This is a genomic window from Citrobacter sp. CK198 (assembly GCF_030333295.1).
Taxonomy (GTDB): Bacteria; Pseudomonadota; Gammaproteobacteria; order Enterobacterales; family Enterobacteriaceae; genus Citrobacter_B; species Citrobacter_B koseri.
Genome location: NZ_JAOWGE010000034.1, coordinates 422,758 through 439,558 on the forward strand (window position 1 = coordinate 422,758; position 16,801 = coordinate 439,558).

At 54.8% G+C, this 16,801-nt stretch carries 17 protein-coding genes; 11 read left to right on the forward strand and 6 right to left on the reverse strand.

Features of this window, described 5'->3' with window-relative positions; all coding sequences use genetic code 11:
- Positions 1–3: 3 nt before the first annotated feature.
- From yeiB to mglC, 5 genes are all read left to right on the forward strand, one after another.
- Positions 4–1,161, forward strand: a complete 1,158-nt coding sequence (gene yeiB, locus OGY62_RS17040; protein ID WP_286460319.1) for a DUF418 domain-containing protein YeiB — start codon at positions 4–6, stop codon at positions 1,159–1,161.
- 152 nt (positions 1,162–1,313) lie between these two features.
- Entirely contained in the window at positions 1,314–2,354 is a 1,041-nt protein-coding gene (gene galS, locus OGY62_RS17045) for an HTH-type transcriptional regulator GalS (RefSeq protein ID WP_115609100.1), read from the forward strand.
- Positions 2,355–2,632: 278 nt separating this feature from the next.
- On the forward strand, positions 2,633–3,631 hold the full coding sequence (mglB, locus tag OGY62_RS17050) for a galactose/glucose ABC transporter substrate-binding protein MglB (protein ID WP_012131619.1): 999 nt from the start codon (positions 2,633–2,635) through the stop codon (positions 3,629–3,631).
- Between the two features lie 78 nt (positions 3,632–3,709).
- The gene (gene mglA / locus OGY62_RS17055; RefSeq protein WP_047462502.1) at positions 3,710–5,230 is read left to right on the forward strand and encodes a galactose/methyl galactoside ABC transporter ATP-binding protein MglA; all 1,521 of its coding nucleotides are present in this window, start codon (positions 3,710–3,712) and stop codon (positions 5,228–5,230) included.
- Positions 5,231–5,245: 15 nt separating this feature from the next.
- Positions 5,246–6,256, forward strand: coding sequence for a galactose/methyl galactoside ABC transporter permease MglC (gene mglC / locus OGY62_RS17060; RefSeq protein WP_012131621.1), 1,011 nt, complete (start codon positions 5,246–5,248; stop codon positions 6,254–6,256).
- 59 nt (positions 6,257–6,315) lie between these two features.
- Here the strand turns inward: mglC and OGY62_RS17065 are convergent, their stop codons facing one another.
- From OGY62_RS17065 to OGY62_RS17090, 6 genes are all read right to left on the reverse strand, one after another.
- The gene (locus OGY62_RS17065) at positions 6,316–6,555 is read right to left on the reverse strand and encodes a DUF2542 family protein (protein ID WP_012131622.1); all 240 of its coding nucleotides are present in this window, start codon (positions 6,553–6,555) and stop codon (positions 6,316–6,318) included.
- Between the two features lie 2 nt (positions 6,556–6,557).
- A complete protein-coding gene (gene sanA, locus OGY62_RS17070) occupies positions 6,558–7,277 on the reverse strand; it encodes an outer membrane permeability protein SanA (protein ID WP_012131623.1) in 720 nt (239 codons plus the stop codon).
- A 166-nt stretch (positions 7,278–7,443) separates the two neighbouring features.
- On the reverse strand, positions 7,444–8,328 hold the full coding sequence (cdd, locus tag OGY62_RS17075) for a cytidine deaminase (RefSeq protein ID WP_049009086.1): 885 nt from the start codon (positions 8,326–8,328) through the stop codon (positions 7,444–7,446).
- A gap of 129 nt (positions 8,329–8,457) precedes the next feature.
- The gene (locus OGY62_RS17080; RefSeq protein WP_071258980.1) at positions 8,458–9,153 is read right to left on the reverse strand and encodes a CidB/LrgB family autolysis modulator; all 696 of its coding nucleotides are present in this window, start codon (positions 9,151–9,153) and stop codon (positions 8,458–8,460) included.
- Entirely contained in the window at positions 9,150–9,548 is a 399-nt protein-coding gene (locus OGY62_RS17085; protein WP_012131626.1) for a CidA/LrgA family protein, read from the reverse strand. Before OGY62_RS17085 ends, OGY62_RS17080 begins: the two co-directional genes overlap by 4 nt.
- Positions 9,549–9,677: 129 nt before the next feature.
- Positions 9,678–10,586, reverse strand: coding sequence for a LysR substrate-binding domain-containing protein (locus tag OGY62_RS17090; protein WP_024130178.1), 909 nt, complete (start codon positions 10,584–10,586; stop codon positions 9,678–9,680).
- 126 nt (positions 10,587–10,712) lie between these two features.
- Here OGY62_RS17090 and mhbT point away from each other — a divergent pair, with 126 nt between their 5' ends.
- The 6 genes from mhbT to dusC all read left to right on the forward strand — a co-directional run bounded on the left by mhbT (position 10,713) and on the right by dusC (position 16,703).
- Positions 10,713–12,071 (forward strand): 3-hydroxybenzoate transporter MhbT, encoded by a 1,359-nt coding sequence (gene mhbT / locus OGY62_RS17095; protein WP_198447499.1) that lies wholly within the window; start codon positions 10,713–10,715, stop codon positions 12,069–12,071.
- Between the two features lie 11 nt (positions 12,072–12,082).
- Entirely contained in the window at positions 12,083–13,120 is a 1,038-nt protein-coding gene (gtdA, locus tag OGY62_RS17100) for a gentisate 1,2-dioxygenase (RefSeq protein WP_286460320.1), read from the forward strand.
- A 15-nt stretch (positions 13,121–13,135) separates the two neighbouring features.
- The gene (locus OGY62_RS17105; RefSeq protein WP_012131630.1) at positions 13,136–13,837 is read left to right on the forward strand and encodes a fumarylacetoacetate hydrolase family protein; all 702 of its coding nucleotides are present in this window, start codon (positions 13,136–13,138) and stop codon (positions 13,835–13,837) included.
- An 8-nt stretch (positions 13,838–13,845) separates the two neighbouring features.
- The gene (maiA, locus tag OGY62_RS17110; RefSeq protein ID WP_110494033.1) at positions 13,846–14,490 is read left to right on the forward strand and encodes a maleylacetoacetate isomerase; all 645 of its coding nucleotides are present in this window, start codon (positions 13,846–13,848) and stop codon (positions 14,488–14,490) included.
- A gap of 14 nt (positions 14,491–14,504) precedes the next feature.
- Complete coding sequence (locus OGY62_RS17115) at positions 14,505–15,698, forward strand: 3-hydroxybenzoate 6-monooxygenase (RefSeq protein WP_286460321.1); 1,194 nt, start codon at positions 14,505–14,507, stop codon at positions 15,696–15,698.
- A 66-nt stretch (positions 15,699–15,764) separates the two neighbouring features.
- Entirely contained in the window at positions 15,765–16,703 is a 939-nt protein-coding gene (dusC, locus tag OGY62_RS17120) for a tRNA dihydrouridine(16) synthase DusC (protein ID WP_012131633.1), read from the forward strand.
- Positions 16,704–16,801: the final 98 nt, after the last annotated feature.

Below are 16,801 nucleotides of genomic sequence, written 5' to 3' on the forward strand. Positions count from 1 at the left end.
AGTATGGAGCGTAATGTCACGCTGGATTTTATTCGTGGCGTCGCCATCCTCGGTATCCTGCTTCTTAATATCAGCGCCTTTGGCTTGCCAAAGGCGGCTTACCTTAATCCCGCCTGGTATGGCAAGATCACCGTGTCTGACGCATGGACGTGGGCGATCCTCGACCTGTTCGCGCAGGTAAAATTCCTTACGCTTTTTGCGCTGTTATTCGGCGCGGGTCTGCAAATGCTGCTGCCGCGCGGCAAACGCTGGATTCAGTCGCGTCTGACGCTGCTCGTCCTGTTGGGCTTTATCCACGGTTTGCTGTTCTGGGATGGCGACATTCTGCTGGCGTATGGCCTTGTCGGCCTGATTTGCTGGCGGCTGGTGCGCGACGCGCCGTCGGTAAGAAGTTTATTTAATACCGGTATTTTGCTCTATCTGGCGGGGATTGGCGTGTTGCTGCTGTTAGGGTCCATCTCGGCGAGTGAAACCAGCCGCGCCTGGACGCCGGATGCCTCTGCCCTGTTGTATGAAAAATACTGGAAGATTAACGGCGGCATGGAGGCGGTCAGCAACCGGGTCGATCTGCTGTCGAACAGTCTGCTGGCGCTGGGGGCGCAGTATGGCTGGCAGCTGGCGGGAATGATGCTGCTGGGCGCGGCGCTGATGCGCAGCGGCTGGCTGAAGGGCCAGTACAGTCTGCAACACTACCGGCGTACGGGCGTATTGCTTGTCGTCGTCGGCATGCTGATTAACCTTCCGGCCATTATTGCACAGTGGCGGCTGGACTGGGCGTATCGCTGGTGCGCTTTTCTGCTACAGGCGCCGCGTGAATTGAGCGCGCCGTTTCAGACTATAGGCTACACCGCGTTGATGCTGGGATTCTGGCCGCAGCTCAGCCGTTTTAAACTGGTCATTGCCATTGCCTGCGTAGGGCGGATGGCGTTGAGCAACTATCTGTTGCAGACGCTGATCTGCACCACGCTGTTCTACCAGTTCGGTTTATTTATGAAATTCGACCGACTGACGCTGCTGATATTCGTCATTCCTGTCTGGCTGGCGAACCTGCTTTTCTCCTGGATTTGGCTGCGTTTCTATCGGCAAGGGCCGGTGGAATGGCTCTGGCGGCAATTAACCCTCCGTGCTTCCGGGACGTCATTATCGGGAACATCCAGATAACGATCTGGATCACATTCATTAACAAAACGCATGTAACCGTTTCCAGCCCTGTGACCTTACTCACGTAGTCCTGAACGAAGCGCTGACAAAATACCCACCTGCTAAACACAGGGTGTCTGTGAGCAACGGCAATCTCAAACAGGGTAGTGAATATGGTAACCATTCGTGATGTGGCACGTCAGGCTGGCGTTTCCGTAGCGACCGTTTCTCGCGTGCTGAATAACAGTGCGCTGGTCAGTCCCGATACGCGCGAAGCGGTAATGAAGGCGGTCACGCTGCTGGGTTACCGTCCTAATGCTAATGCGCAAGCGCTGGCGACGCAGATAAGCGACACCATCGGCGTGGTGGTGATGGACGTGTCAGATGCGTTTTTTGGCGCACTGGTCAAAGCGGTGGATGTGGTTGCCCAACAACACAACAAATATGTGCTGATCGGCAACAGTTATCATGAGGCTGAAAAAGAGCGTCATGCCATCGAGGTTCTGATTCGCCAGCGCTGTAACGCATTGATTGTTCATTCGAAAGCATTAAGTGACCAGGAGCTGGGAGCGTTTATGGACCAGATCCCAGGCATGGTGCTGATCAATCGTATTGTGCCGGGTTATGCCCACCGTTGCGTGTGCCTGGACAATATCAGCGGCGCAAAAATGGCGACCCGCATGCTGCTCAATAATGGTCATCAACGGATTGGTTATCTGGCTTCCAGCCACCGCATTGAAGATGACACGATGCGTAAAGAAGGGTGGCTGAGCGCGTTGCAGGAGCAGGGGATTACGCCGCCAGAAAGCTGGATTGGCACGGGTTCCCCGGACATGCAGGGCGGTGAAGCGGCGATGGTGGAACTGCTGGGGCGAAACCTGCAACTGACCGCCGTATTCGCCTATAACGACAGCATGGCCGCTGGCGCGCTCACGGCGTTAAAAGACAATGGCATTGCCATCCCGTTACATCTTTCCATCATCGGTTTTGATGATATTCCTATTGCCCGTTACACCGACCCGCAGCTGACCACGGTGCGTTATCCCATTGCTTCTATGGCGAAAATGGCAACGGAACTGGCGTTGCAGGGCGCGGCCGGCGCGCTGGATTCAACGGCGACGCACTGTTTTATGCCAACGCTGGTGCGTCGTCATTCGGTTGCGCTAAGACAGAATGCGGCCCCGATCACTAACCAGCAACGTCAGGGGATGTAACCGCTTTCAATATGTGAGTAAATTCACAGTATCTTAACAATACGATAGCTATGATGGCACCGTTTGAAGCACTGTAAATACTATGTAACGGTGAATAATCACTTTTAACGCATCGTCAGGGCATTAAACAGCAATTAAAGCATATTTTTGGAGCGTTACCGGGCACGGAAGAAAGATTTTTTAACAGTGAGCTTCGGCGTTCAGTAACACTTCATTAACGTTCTGCCCTGCCGAGCATTTTCTCAAGTACTACCCTGCATAATAAAACCGGAGATACCATGAATAAGAAGGCGTTAACTCTGTCTGCTGTGATGGCAAGCATGTTATTTGGCGCGGCTGCGCACGCTGCTGATACTCGCATTGGTGTGACGATTTATAAATATGACGATAACTTTATGTCCGTCGTGCGTAAGGCTATCGAAAGAGACGCCCAGGCGGCGCCTGATGTGCAGTTGCTGATGAATGACTCGCAGAACGATCAGTCCAAGCAAAACGACCAGATCGACGTGCTGTTGGCAAAAGGGGTAAAAGCGCTGGCGATCAACCTGGTTGACCCGGCTGCGGCAGGTACGGTAATTGAGAAAGCGCGTGGTCAGAATGTCCCGATTGTGTTCTTCAACAAAGAACCTTCCCGCAAAGCGCTGGATAGCTATGACAAAGCCTATTACGTCGGCACTGACTCCAAAGAATCCGGTATCATCCAGGGCGATCTGATCGCTAAACACTGGCAGGCTAACCAGGGTTGGGATCTGAACAAAGATGGCCAAATCCAGTTCGTACTGCTGAAAGGCGAGCCGGGCCACCCGGATGCTGAAGCGCGTACCACCTATGTTATCAAAGAGCTGAACGACAAAGGCATCAAAACTGAGCAGCTGCAAATGGATACCGCGATGTGGGATACCGCAATGGCGAAAGACAAGATGGACGCATGGCTGTCCGGCCCGAACGCCAACAAAATTGAAGTGGTTATCGCGAATAACGACGCAATGGCGATGGGCGCGGTAGAAGCGCTGAAAGCGCACAATAAAACCAGCGTTCCGGTATTCGGCGTGGATGCGTTACCTGAAGCGCTGGCACTGGTGAAATCCGGCGCGCTGGCAGGTACCGTGCTGAACGATGCCAACAACCAGGCGAAAGCCACCTTTGATCTGGCGAAAAACCTGGCCGATGGTAAAGGCGCGGCTGACGGCACCGACTGGAAAATCGAGAACAAAATTGTTCGCGTTCCGTACGTAGGTGTTGATAAAGACAATCTGGCTGAGTTTACCAACAAGTAATTCGTATATCGTTTTCTTTGGGCGCAATAACATTGCGCCCTTTATTAACGCACTCTGCGAGGCCAACAAGGTATAATTATGGTCAGCACTACTACTCCGTCGTCAGGCGAATACTTGTTGGAAATGAGCGGCATCAACAAGTCTTTTCCCGGCGTAAAGGCACTTGATAATGTTAATTTAAAAGTCCGCCCGCACTCGATTCACGCCTTAATGGGGGAGAATGGCGCAGGAAAATCAACATTATTAAAATGCCTTTTTGGGATCTATCAAAAAGATTCCGGTAGCATTTTATTTCAGGGGAAAGAGATCGATTTTCATTCTGCCAAAGAAGCCCTGGAGAATGGTATTTCGATGGTTCACCAGGAGCTAAACCTGGTGTTACAGCGCTCCGTCATGGATAACATGTGGTTAGGGCGTTACCCAACCAAAGGTATGTTTGTCGATCAGGATAAAATGTACCGGGATACCAAAGCGATATTTGATGAGCTGGATATTGATATCGATCCGCGTGCGCGTGTCGGGACATTATCCGTTTCACAAATGCAGATGATCGAAATTGCGAAGGCGTTTTCCTACAATGCCAAGATTGTGATCATGGATGAGCCGACCTCTTCATTAACGGAAAAAGAGGTTAACCATCTGTTCACTATTATTCGCAAACTGAAAGAGCGCGGCTGCGGTATTGTGTATATCTCGCATAAAATGGAAGAGATTTTCCAGCTGTGCGATGAAGTCACCGTCTTGCGCGACGGCCAGTGGATTGCGACGCAGCCGCTGGAAGGGCTGGATATGGACAAGATCATCGCCATGATGGTGGGTCGTTCCCTGAACCAGCGTTTCCCGGACAAGCAAAACAAGCCGGGAGAGGTCATTCTGGAAGTGCGTAACCTGACGTCTCTGCGCCAGCCGTCGATCCGCGACGTCTCTTTTGATCTGCATAAAGGGGAAATTCTCGGGATTGCGGGTCTGGTAGGGGCAAAGCGTACCGATATTGTTGAAACGCTTTTTGGTATCCGGGAAAAATCATCGGGTACGATTACGCTGCACGGCAAAAAGATTAATAACCACAACGCGAACGAAGCCATTAATCACGGTTTCGCGCTGGTAACGGAAGAACGTCGTTCAACCGGGATCTACGCGTATCTGGATATTGGTTTTAACTCTTTAATTTCCAACATCCGCAATTACAGAAATAAAGTCGGTTTGCTGGATAATTCCCGCATGAAGAGCGATACCCAGTGGGTTATTGACTCAATGCGCGTGAAAACGCCAGGTCATCGCACGCAAATTGGCTCTCTTTCGGGGGGCAACCAGCAGAAGGTCATTATTGGCCGGTGGCTGTTAACGCAGCCAGAAATATTAATGCTGGATGAGCCAACGCGCGGTATTGATGTCGGCGCGAAATTTGAAATCTATCAACTGATTGCGGAACTGGCGAAAAAAGAGAAGGGGATTATTATCATTTCTTCCGAAATGCCGGAATTGTTAGGGATTACAGATCGTATTCTGGTAATGAGCAATGGCCTTGTTGCCGGGATTGTTGACACAAAAACAACAACGCAAAACGAAATTCTGCGTCTTGCGTCTTTGCACCTTTAAGATCAGGGGCTCCTCATGAGTGCGTTAAATAAGAAAAGTTTTCTTACTTATCTGAAAGAAGGCGGAATTTACGTTGTTCTTTTAGTCTTGCTGGCCATTATTATTTTCCAGGACCCTACATTTTTAAGTCTGCTGAACTTAAGTAACATTCTGACGCAGTCCTCCGTGCGTATTATCATCGCGCTGGGTGTGGCAGGGTTGATTGTCACCCAGGGGACTGACCTGTCTGCGGGACGTCAGGTTGGCCTGGCGGCCGTGGTCGCCGCAACGCTGTTGCAGTCCGTGGAAAACGCCAATAAGGTCTTCCCGGAAATGGCCACCATGCCGATTCCGCTGGTGATCCTGATTGTCTGCGCAATTGGGGCCGTCATTGGTCTGCTTAACGGCATTATCATTGCGTACCTCAATGTGACGCCGTTCATCACGACCCTGGGCACGATGATTATCGTTTATGGCATCAACTCTCTGTATTACGACTTCGTCGGGGCGTCGCCGATTTCGGGGTTTGATAGCGGGTTCTCTACGTTTGCGCAGGGCTTTATTGCGCTGGGCAGTTTCCGGCTCTCCTACATTACCTTCTATGCGCTGATTGCGGTGGCGTTCGTCTGGATCCTGTGGAATAAAACCCGTTTCGGTAAGAACATTTTCGCTATCGGCGGCAACCCGGAAGCGGCAAAAGTGTCCGGCGTTAACGTGGGGCTGAACCTGCTGATGATCTATGCGTTGTCCGGTGTGTTCTACGCATTCGGCGGTTTGCTGGAAGCGGGGCGTATCGGTTCTGCGACCAACAACCTCGGCTTTATGTATGAGCTGGATGCGATTGCCGCCTGCGTGGTTGGCGGCGTGTCGTTTAGCGGCGGCGTCGGGACGGTATTCGGCGTTGTGACCGGTGTGATTATCTTTACCGTCATCAACTACGGCCTGACCTATATCGGCGTGAACCCTTACTGGCAGTACATCATTAAAGGCGGCATCATTATCTTCGCGGTGGCGCTGGACTCGCTGAAATACGCCCGTAAGAAGTAATTACCGGCATGAAAAAGCCCGAAGCAGGCAACTGTTTCGGGCTTTTTTATTTCTGCGCGTTATCTAAAGAACAGAAAATAAATGCCTGCGGCGAGCGTACAAACCGACATGCACAGATATAACCCAATGTAGCTCCAGTAAAGGAGAGGGGTTTCTGCACGGTAGGCGTATACGGGTTCGCGGGCGTTCCTGACGATTTTATCCACGGCGCCAGAGCGCCAGCCTTTGTAGGCTTCCCGTAAGCTAAACAGCATCACCATCAGGACGGCGATGACCACAAAGATCGTTTTCCCTTCCACGCTTATTTTCCTTGTTTCTTTTGCAGTTCCAGCAATTGCTCAGGCGTTACTGCCGGGTAGCCCTGGGCGTCATCCGGCACCTGATGCATTGTTGGAATGGGAACTAACGGGCCTAAGAAGCGAGGTTCCCGTTTGAAAATATAGAGGTCTGCCAGCGCGCCGAATCGGGCGCCAAATTCACGTACGCGTACCGTTAACATATCTTTTGGCGACGGCACCGCATAGCACTGAGCCTGAATTCCCATATGCAGCGCAATAAACAGCGCGCGTTCACAGTGGAAACGCTGGGTAATGATGATGAAGTCGTTGGTATCAAACACTTTGCGCGTGCGCACAATGGAGTCCAGCGTGCGAAAACCGGCATAATCGAGCACGATGTCGGCAGGATCAACGCCCCCGGCGATCAGATCCTTACGCATCGTCATCGGTTCGTTATAGCTTTGCAGCGCGTTATCGCCGCTGAGTAGCAGATAATTGACCTTGCCGCTGTTGTAGGCGTTTAACGCGCCCTGAATGCGGTAGCGGTAATACTGATTAATGACGCCGGTGCGATAGTATTTTGCGGTGCCTAATACCACTCCCACCTGGCGGTAGGGGAGATCCTGTAATTCGTCGTAAATATAGGGCGCGGTTTTCCAGCTCATCCATCTGTCGAGACCAAGCACAGTCAACAGCAGCAAGCCGATCAGGACTAACAGGCTGTAAAACACGCGCTTTAACATGCGGAGAACTCGATAAAGGGATGAAATTTCAATCAGGCTACTGTACCCGCTGTCGAAGCGCAAGAAACAGCAGTCTGATTGGGGGGATTTTAGACATTCTTGCCATTTGCATGTTGCCCGATGGCGCTGTGCTTATCGGGCCTACGCACATTGCGTGTTCCAGGGCTTAACCCAGCAGTACGCGGTCGATATTATTGCAGCCTAACGCTTTCAGCGTGGCGGCGGTGGCGTCCCACTGGATTAACGGCGCGTCGGCTTTCTCCGCCAGAATTGCGCGCTGAATATCTGGATAGTCATACCCGTTCAGGTTCAGCAGATTCAGTGCGCCCTGCAAAGGCGGCAGCGTAGGGTTAAAGGCGGCGTTCTCGGCATAGCTGCCGGTGAAAATACGCCCGTCTTTGCATTCCAGCGCCACGCCGCTTGGGGAGTGGCTGTAAGGCATATGACATTTATTGGCGGCGGCAATCGCTGCCTGAGTCAGCGCGTCGCCCTCCAGCGCGAAACCGTGATCCTGCTCGTCCATCAGCAGCGTTTTGATCTCCAGGTCTTTCGGGCCGAAAGCATCAGGCAGATAGTCGCGTAAGGTATGCGGTACGCGCCCCGGCAGGTGGATACGCAGATCCAGGCCGCTGTTCAGTTCGTTCATAAACTGACGGCAATGACCGCAAGGGGTGTAGTTAACCGTGATGGCGGCGAGCCCTTTTTCACCGCGCAGCCAGGCATGGCCGATCGCGCTTTGCTCGGCATGAACGGTTTGCTGCATCGTCGCGCCCAGGAACTCCATATTCCCACCGAAATACCAGGTCCCACTGATGCCGCGCGCGATAGCGCCAACGTTGAAGTGGGAAAGGTCGGTGCGTGCGCAGGCGGCAGCCAGCGGCAGGAGCGCGAAAGCCAGCGCGTCTTCGTCCAGCCCCGATTCACGCTTAAGCGTCGAGACCTGCTCCGCAGTCAGCATGGCGGGAAAATGCTCATCTGCCAGAATCGGCGCCAGCGCTGATTGCAGATTATCCGCAAGTTGGCCAAAAGCAGTTTGAAAACGTGGATGCATGGCGTTGCCTCATAACAATGTAATGGAATCGTAGTTTACGGAGCTGTTACGGCTTTATATGTGATCCAAATCTCATTGTTATTGCAACTTGTGAAACTTAAATTAAAAATGCGCGACGCATCGCAAATTTTAGCCCGCTACCGCCAGAATAATCGGGAAGAGAAACGGCGCCAGCAGCGAGGTGATGATCCCGCAGATCACCAGCGCCAGCGAACTGAACGCGCCTTCCTGGTAATCCAGCTCGGCGCAGCGCGCAGTGCCCAGGGCGTGCGAGGCGGTTCCCATTGCCAGACCGCGTGCGGCTTTGGTACGGATACGCATGAGGTTGAGCAGGGTATGACCAAATACGGCGCCCAGTATCCCGACGAAAATAACGCAGACGGCGCTAATGGCGGGGATGCCGCCGATGCTGCCGCCCACCGCCATTGCGATTGGGGTTGTGACCGATTTCGGTAATACCGATGCGGCGATTTCCGGCGTGGCGCCCATCAGTAAGGCGACAGTGGTTCCGGTCACCATGGCGACCACGCTGCCGACGAAGCAGATCGTGATGATGGATTTCCAGCGGGCGCGGATCTGGTGCAGTTGTTCATATAAAGGGTACGCCAGCGCCACGACGGCGGGTTGCAGCAGGTCGTTGAGCACCTCGCTGCCTTTGAAATAGTGATCGTAAGGAATGCCGGTCAGTATCAGAAACGGGATGATGACCACCATGGCAACCAGCAACGGGTTAAGCAACGGCATCTTAAAGCGCGCAGCCAGTTTGCGGGCGGCGAAAAAGACCGCCAGCGTCAGGGGTAACGACCACCAGATATACGACATCATTTTTTCGATCCTTTCTGCCCTAACACTTTTCGTTCACCGTGTACGATATGCGAACTCCAGCTCACGACCAGGAAAACAACCAGCGTACTGATCGCACAGGAGACCACCACCGGGCCAAACTGCGCGCGCAGCAAATCGAAGTACTGCATGACGCCGACGCCAATCGGCACAAACAGCAGCGCCATGTAACGGATCAGGACATAGCATCCCGGGTTTACCCACTTCGCTGGCAGAATTTGTAGCGCCAGTAAAACAAACAGAATCAACATGCCGATGATGCTGCCGGGAATCGTAATAGGAAGCAGCGATGCAATGAAAATACCCGCATACAAACAGGCATATATCAGTACAAATGCGCGTAAATACTGCCAGATGATATTCAGTGATTTACTCATGGTAAAAGCCCTTGATGAAACAGATTCATCATACAATTAAACTTTAAAACGTGCTACCGATCACATCATGAATTCTGAGCATAGTGGAAATAGACAACGGGAACATCGGGCAACGCCCCGTTGCCCGCGCTAAACCTGCGCCAGAAAATGCAGAAAACGACTCAACGCGAGAGAAGGGGTCTCGTTCTTGCGCCAGAACATGCCCACGCTGCCTTTCTGTTCTATTTTCGGCAGGTTTAAGATAGCCAACTGGCCCTGGCTGGCATAGCGTTGCGCCAGGCGTAGAGAAAGAATAGAGATCATATCGCTGCTTTGCAGCAAATTGGTGCTGACGTTCATCGAGGCGGATTCGATGGTGTTTTCCGGCAGCATCACGCCGTTGTCCACCAGGGCGTTATCAATGCTGATGCGAATCGGCGTACCGGTCGGCCAGACAATCCAGCGCCAGTGGGCGAGGTCGTTCCAGGAAAGCGTGGCGTGTGAGGCCAGGGGATGATGGGGACGGGCGACAAAGCAGACCGGTTCGGTGTAGAGCACCTGATAGTTTAACGGCAGCTGGAGCGCCCGACCGCCCACGCGACCTACCACCACGTCCAGCGACCCGGCGAGCAGATCGTGTAAAAGCGGGGTCATGACTTTCTCTTCAATATTCAGGTGCAGCGTCGGCATCTCATTGAGCAGGCAGAGGATCGCCTGCGACACGCAGTCTGTCGCGACCGGTGAACAGCCGATTTTCAGGCTTCCCACCAGCCCACCTTGCTTAAAGCGCGCGATCTCATACTGCGAACGTTCCATATCGTTGATGAGCCGCTGTGCATGCTGGAGCAACAGCTTACCCCCTTCTGAAGGGCGTAACCCCTTGCTGTGGCGTTCAAAAAGCGTGATTCCGATCTCATCTTCAAGCTGTGACAGCCACTTCGACAGCGCGGGCTGGGTGATGTTCATCATTCGCGCAACGTGGGTCAGATTCCCTTGCTCCCCCAGCGCGACCAGCATTTGCAGGTGGTGCAGCTTCAATTTTTGCGCCCAATTCGCCATTTGATATAACCCCCAGGTTATGCCTCTGCCCGAAATGCCATTGTACATTTCATCGCCATGATTACAAACTTGCAACATACAAAAAACAAAAATGACATCTACCTTACCTGCACCGAGGCATTCACTATGACTCAACGACGTGATCTACAAGCACTGATTGACGCCGCCCCCGTCGGCAAAATGCAGTGGCGCGTTATCATCTGCTGCTTTCTGGTGGTAATGCTCGACGGTTTTGATACGGCCGCAATTGGCTTTATTGCGCCGGATATCCGTACGCACTGGCAATTGAGCGCCAGCGATCTGGCCCCGCTGTTCGGCGCGGGTCTGCTGGGGCTGACGGCAGGGGCGCTATTGTGCGGCCCGCTGTCAGACCGTTTTGGCCGTAAACGGGTGATTGAACTGTGCGTGGCGCTGTTTGGTGCCTTAAGCCTGCTTTCCGCCTTCTCGCCGGATTTGCAAACGCTGGTGGTACTGCGCTTTTTAACCGGGTTAGGGCTGGGCGGCGCGATGCCGAATACCATCACGATGACGTCGGAATACCTTCCCGCCCGCCGTCGCGGGGCGCTGGTGACGCTGATGTTCTGCGGGTTTACCCTCGGTTCGGCGATGGGCGGCATCGTCAGCGCGCAACTGGTGCCGCTGATTGGCTGGCACGGCATTCTGGTGCTCGGCGGCGTATTGCCCTTAATGCTGTTTTTCGCCTTGCTGTTTGTTCTGCCCGAGTCGCCACGCTGGCAGGTGCGTCGTCAGCGCCCGCAGGCGGCGATTGCCAGAACGGTTGCCGCCATCACCGGCGAACGCTACGACAATACGCATTTCTATCTTCATGAAGCCGCCGCCATTTCAAAAGGCAGTATCCGCCAGCTTTTTGTTGGGCGTCAGCTTCCCATTACCCTGATGTTATGGGTCGTGTTCTTCATGAGCCTGCTCATTATCTACCTGCTCTCCAGCTGGATGCCGACGCTCCTGAACCACCGGGGAATCGATTTGCAGCATGCCTCCTGGGTCACTGCCGCATTCCAGGTCGGCGGTACGCTCGGCGCGCTGTTACTCGGCGTACTGATGGACAAACACAATCCGTTCCGGGTGCTGGCCGTGAGCTACGCGCTGGGCGCGGTCTGCATCGTGATGATTGGCCTGAGTGAAAACGGACTGTGGTTGATGGCGCTGGCGATTTTTGGTACGGGCATTGGCATCAGCGGATCGCAGGTGGGGCTGAATGCCTTAACTGCGACGCTGTACCCGACTCAAAGCCGTGCAACCGGCGTGAGCTGGTCCAATGCCGTCGGGCGCTGCGGCGCCATTGTCGGCTCGCTCTCCGGCGGCATGATGATGGCGATGAATTTCTCTTTCGATACGCTGTTTTTCGTCATCGCGATTCCGGCAGCCATTAGCGCGGTGATGCTCGCCATGTTGACGGCGGTTGTCCGCCACTCAGCCTCTGAACCTGACGTGCTGCCCCGGGCAGGCGTCGTGAACGAATAAGGAGAACCTCCATGTCTGAAGTGAATCAGGATGTTAAACACAACCGTCAGCAGTTTTATCAGCACATTTCCGGGCAAAACCTGACGCCGCTCTGGGAGTCGCTGCACCACCTGGTGCCGCAAACGCCGAACGCCAATTGTGCGCCTGCGTACTGGAACTATCAGGAGATCCGCCCGCTGTTGCTGGAAAGCGGCAACCTGATTGGCGCGAAAGAGGCTGTCCGCCGGGTACTGGTGCTGGAAAACCCGGCGCTGCGCGGACAGTCGTCAATTACCGCGACGCTGTACGCAGGGCTGCAATTGATTTTACCGGGCGAGGTGGCGCCGAGTCATCGCCACAACCAGTCAGCGCTGCGTTTTATTGTGGAAGGGCAAGGCGCGTTCACCGCCGTTGACGGCGAGCGGACGCAGATGCACCCGGGCGACTTTATTCTGACGCCGCAGTGGCGCTGGCACGATCACGGCAACCTTGGCGACGAGCCGGTGGTATGGCTGGACGGTCTGGATCTGCCGCTGGTGAATACGCTGGGCTGCGGGTTTGCAGAAGATTACCCGGAAGAACAGCAGCCGGTGACGCGCAAAGAAGGCGATTACCTGCCGCGCTACGCCGCCAACATGCTGCCGCTACGCCACCAGGTCGGCAATTCCTCGCCGATTTTCAACTACCGCTACGACCGTAGCCGTGAAGCGCTGCATGACCTGACCCGGATGGGGGAACCTGACGAATGGGATGGCTACAAGATGCGCTACGTCAACCCGGTCACCGGGGGCTATCCGATGCCTTCGATGGGCGCGTTTTTGCAACTGTTGCCGAAAGGGTTTGCGTCGCGCGTGGCGCGCACGACCGACAGCACCATTTATCACGTTGTGGAAGGTTCCGGGCAGGTCACCATTGGCAATGAGACGTTCCACTTCACGGCGAAAGATATCTTTGTGGTGCCGACATGGCACGGGGTGTCGTTCCAGACCACGGAAGATACCGTTTTATTCAGTTTTTCGGACAAACCGGTTCAGGAAGCCCTCGGCTTGTTCCGCGAAGCGCGTGATTAAATTGGGAGAGAAAAAATGAGCAAATATGTATTCGAACCTCAGGCGCCAGTCGCGGTGCCGGTTGTTGGCAGCGATGAGCAATTCCCGGTTCGCCGCGTCTACTGCGTTGGCCGTAACTACGCCGCCCATGCCCGTGAGATGGGGTTCGATCCCGATCGTGAGCCGCCGTTCTTCTTCTGCAAACCGGCCGATGCGGTCGTACCGGTTGCGGCTGGCGAAACGCTGGCGCTGGCCTATCCGTCGCAGACCGATAACTATCACTATGAAATTGAACTGGTGGTGGCGATAGGCAAGCAGGGCAGCGATATTCCGCTTGAGCAGGCGCATGAGTATGTCTGGGGCTATGCCACCGGGCTGGATATGACCCGCCGCGACCGCCAGATGGAAATGCGTCAGATGGGGCGCCCGTGGGAAATCGGCAAAGCGTTTGATTTGTCCGCGCCGATTGCGCCGCTGCATAAAGCGACCGATGTGGCAGACGTCAACAACGCGCCGATTTGGTTACAGGTAAACGGGGAAGATCATCAGCGCAGCGATATTCGCCATCTGATCTGGTCCGTCAATGAAACCATCAGCTACCTGTCCGGCTTTTTTGAACTGCAACCGGGCGACCTGATTTTCACCGGTACGCCGGAAGGGGTTGGGGCAGTGGTGAAAGGGGATGTGATTACCGGTAATGTGGAAGGGTTAACGCCGATCGCCGTGAAGATTGTCTGAGGTGAATGATGAAGCTGTACAGTTTTTTTAATAGCTCGGCGTCTTATCGCGTGCGTATCGCGCTGGCATTAAAAGGCATCGATTATGAGACGGTGGGCGTCAACATTCGTATCGGCCAGCAGAATGCGCTGAGCTACCGACGGATGAACCCGATCGGGCTGGTGCCGACACTGGTGACTGATGACGGTGAATCTCTCGGGCAATCGCTGGCAATCATCGACTGGCTGGATCGCCACTTCCCGCAGACGCCGTTGCTGCCGCAGGTCGATCCGGCGCGCAGCCAGGCGCTGGAAATTGTCTATGCCATTGCCTGTGATATTCACCCGGTGAACAACTTGCGCGTACTGCGCTACCTGACTGACGAGCTGAAGATCGGCGAAGAAGACAAGAAACGCTGGTACGCCCACTGGGTGCAACAAGGGCTTAGCGCGGTGGAACAGCTGTTGCGCCAGGGGCAGTCCGGGCAGTTTTGCGTGGGGGATGCGCCCACGCTGGCGGATTGCTGCCTGATTCCACAATGGGCCAATGCGCTGCGAATGGGATGCGACCTGAGCGGTTATCCGCGCTGCAAGGCGGTTTATGACGCCTGCACCCGGCTTCCGGCCTTTATCGCCGCCGCCCCCGAAAATCAACAAGACAAAATTTCAGCCTGATAAGGAGAACGACAATGGCTAAAGTGACAAGCGCAATTATCGTGGGTGGCGGTATTGGCGGCGCAGCGACCGCGCTGTCGCTGGCGCGCCAGGGCATTAAAGTGATGCTGCTGGAAAAGGCTCATGAAATTGGTGAGATTGGGGCGGGGATTCAGCTCGGGCCGAATGCGTTTTCCGCGCTGGACAGCCTCGGCGTTGGTGAAGTGGCTCGCCAGCGCGCAGTCTTTACCGATCATATTACGATGATGGACGCCGTGAATGCCGAAGAGGTCGTGCGCATTGAAACCGGCCAGGCCTTTCGCGACCATTTTGGCGGCCCGTATGCCGTAATTCACCGGGTGGATATTCATGCCACCGTCTGGGAAGCGGCGCTGACCCATCCGGGCGTGGAGTACCGGACTTCGACGAATATTGTCGATATCCGCCAGACGCCGGACGATGTAACGGTGTTTGACGAGCAGGGGAATAGCTGGACGGCAGATATTCTGCTGGGCTGCGATGGCGTGAAATCGGTTGTGCGCCAGAGTCTACTTGGTGATACGCCGCGCGTGACCGGGCATGTGGTGTACCGGGCCGTGGTGGAGTGCGACGACATGCCGGAAGATTTGCGCATCAACGCGCCGGTACTGTGGGCCGGGCCGCATTGCCATCTGGTGCATTATCCGTTGCGCGGCGGGAAACAGTACAATCTGGTGGTGACGTTCCATAGCCGTCAGCAGGAGGAGTGGGGCGTGAAAGACGGAAGCAAAGAAGAGGTGCTCTCTTATTTTGCCGGGATTCACCCGCGTCCGCGTCAAATGCTCGACAAACCCTCCTCCTGGCGCCGTTGGGCGACCGCTGACCGGGAACCGGTAGAGAAATGGGGAACCGACCGCATCACGCTGGTGGGCGACGCCGCGCACCCGGTTGCGCAATATATGGCGCAGGGCGCCTGCATGGCGCTGGAAGATGCCGTTACGCTGGGTAAAGCGCTGGAGCGTTGTCATGGCGATGCGCAGCAGGCCTTTGCGTTGTATGAGTCGGTGCGTATTCCCCGCACGGCGCGAATTGTCTGGTCAACCCGCGAGATGGGGCGCGTCTACCATGCCGCAGGCGTGGAGCGACAGGTGCGTAATCTGCTGTGGAAAGGCAAATCCCAGCAGGAGTTTTATCGCGGCATTGAGTGGCTGTATGGCTGGAAGGAAGATAACTGCCTTGAGCCGCGCTGAGAGACTTTAAACCGCACCACAGAGGCGCTACCATAGCGCCTCTTTTTTTGCAGGTAACGAAATGCTATGCGTGTTTTACTGGCGCCGATGGAAGGCGTGCTCGACTCTCTGGTGCGCGAGCTACTGACCGAGGTTAATGATTACGATCTGTGCATCACGGAGTTTTTGCGCGTGGTGGATCAGCTTCTGCCGGTAAAAGTGTTTCATCGCATCTGCCCGGAACTGCACAATGCCAGCCGCACGGCGTCCGGCACAGTCGTGCGTATTCAACTGCTGGGGCAATACCCGCAGTGGCTGGCGGAAAACGCCGCCCGCGCGGTAGAGCTGGGCTCATACGGCGTGGATTTAAACTGCGGCTGTCCGTCGAAAATGGTGAACGGCAGCGGAGGCGGGGCGACGTTGCTCAAAGATCCTGAGCTTATCTATCAGGGGGCAAAAGCGATGCGCGAAGCCGTGCCTGCGCATTTACCGGTCACGGTGAAGGTGCGTCTGGGCTGGGACAGCGGCGAAAGAAAATTTGAAATTGCCGATGCCGTCCAGCAGGCAGGGGCGACAGAGCTTGTCGTGCATGGGCGCACCAAAGAGCAGGGTTATAAAGCCGAACATATTGACTGGCAGGCGATTGGCGAGATCCGCCAGCGACTCACTATTCCGGTTATCGCCAATGGTGAAATCTGGGACTGGCAGAGCGCGCAAGAGTGTATGGCGGTCAGCGGCTGCGACGCGGTGATGATGGGACGTGGAGCGTTAAACATCCCGAATCTCAGCCGCGTGGTGAAATATAACGAACCGCGTATGCCCTGGCCGGAAGTGGTTTTACTGCTACAAAAATACACCCGGCTGGAAAAGCAGGGGGATACCGGGCTGTATCATGTCGCGCGTATTAAGCAGTGGCTGGGGTATTTGCGTAAGGAATATACGGAAGCCACCGCGCTATTTCAGGAAATCCGAGCGCTTAATAATTCCCCCGATATTGCTCGCGCCATTCAGTCCATTGATATTTAAATCGCCTTATCAGGCCTACAGACTACACAATCTGTAGGCCGGATAAGACGGTACGTCGCCATCCGGCAGCGGTCAGCGGTTCGACAGGGAACTACGCA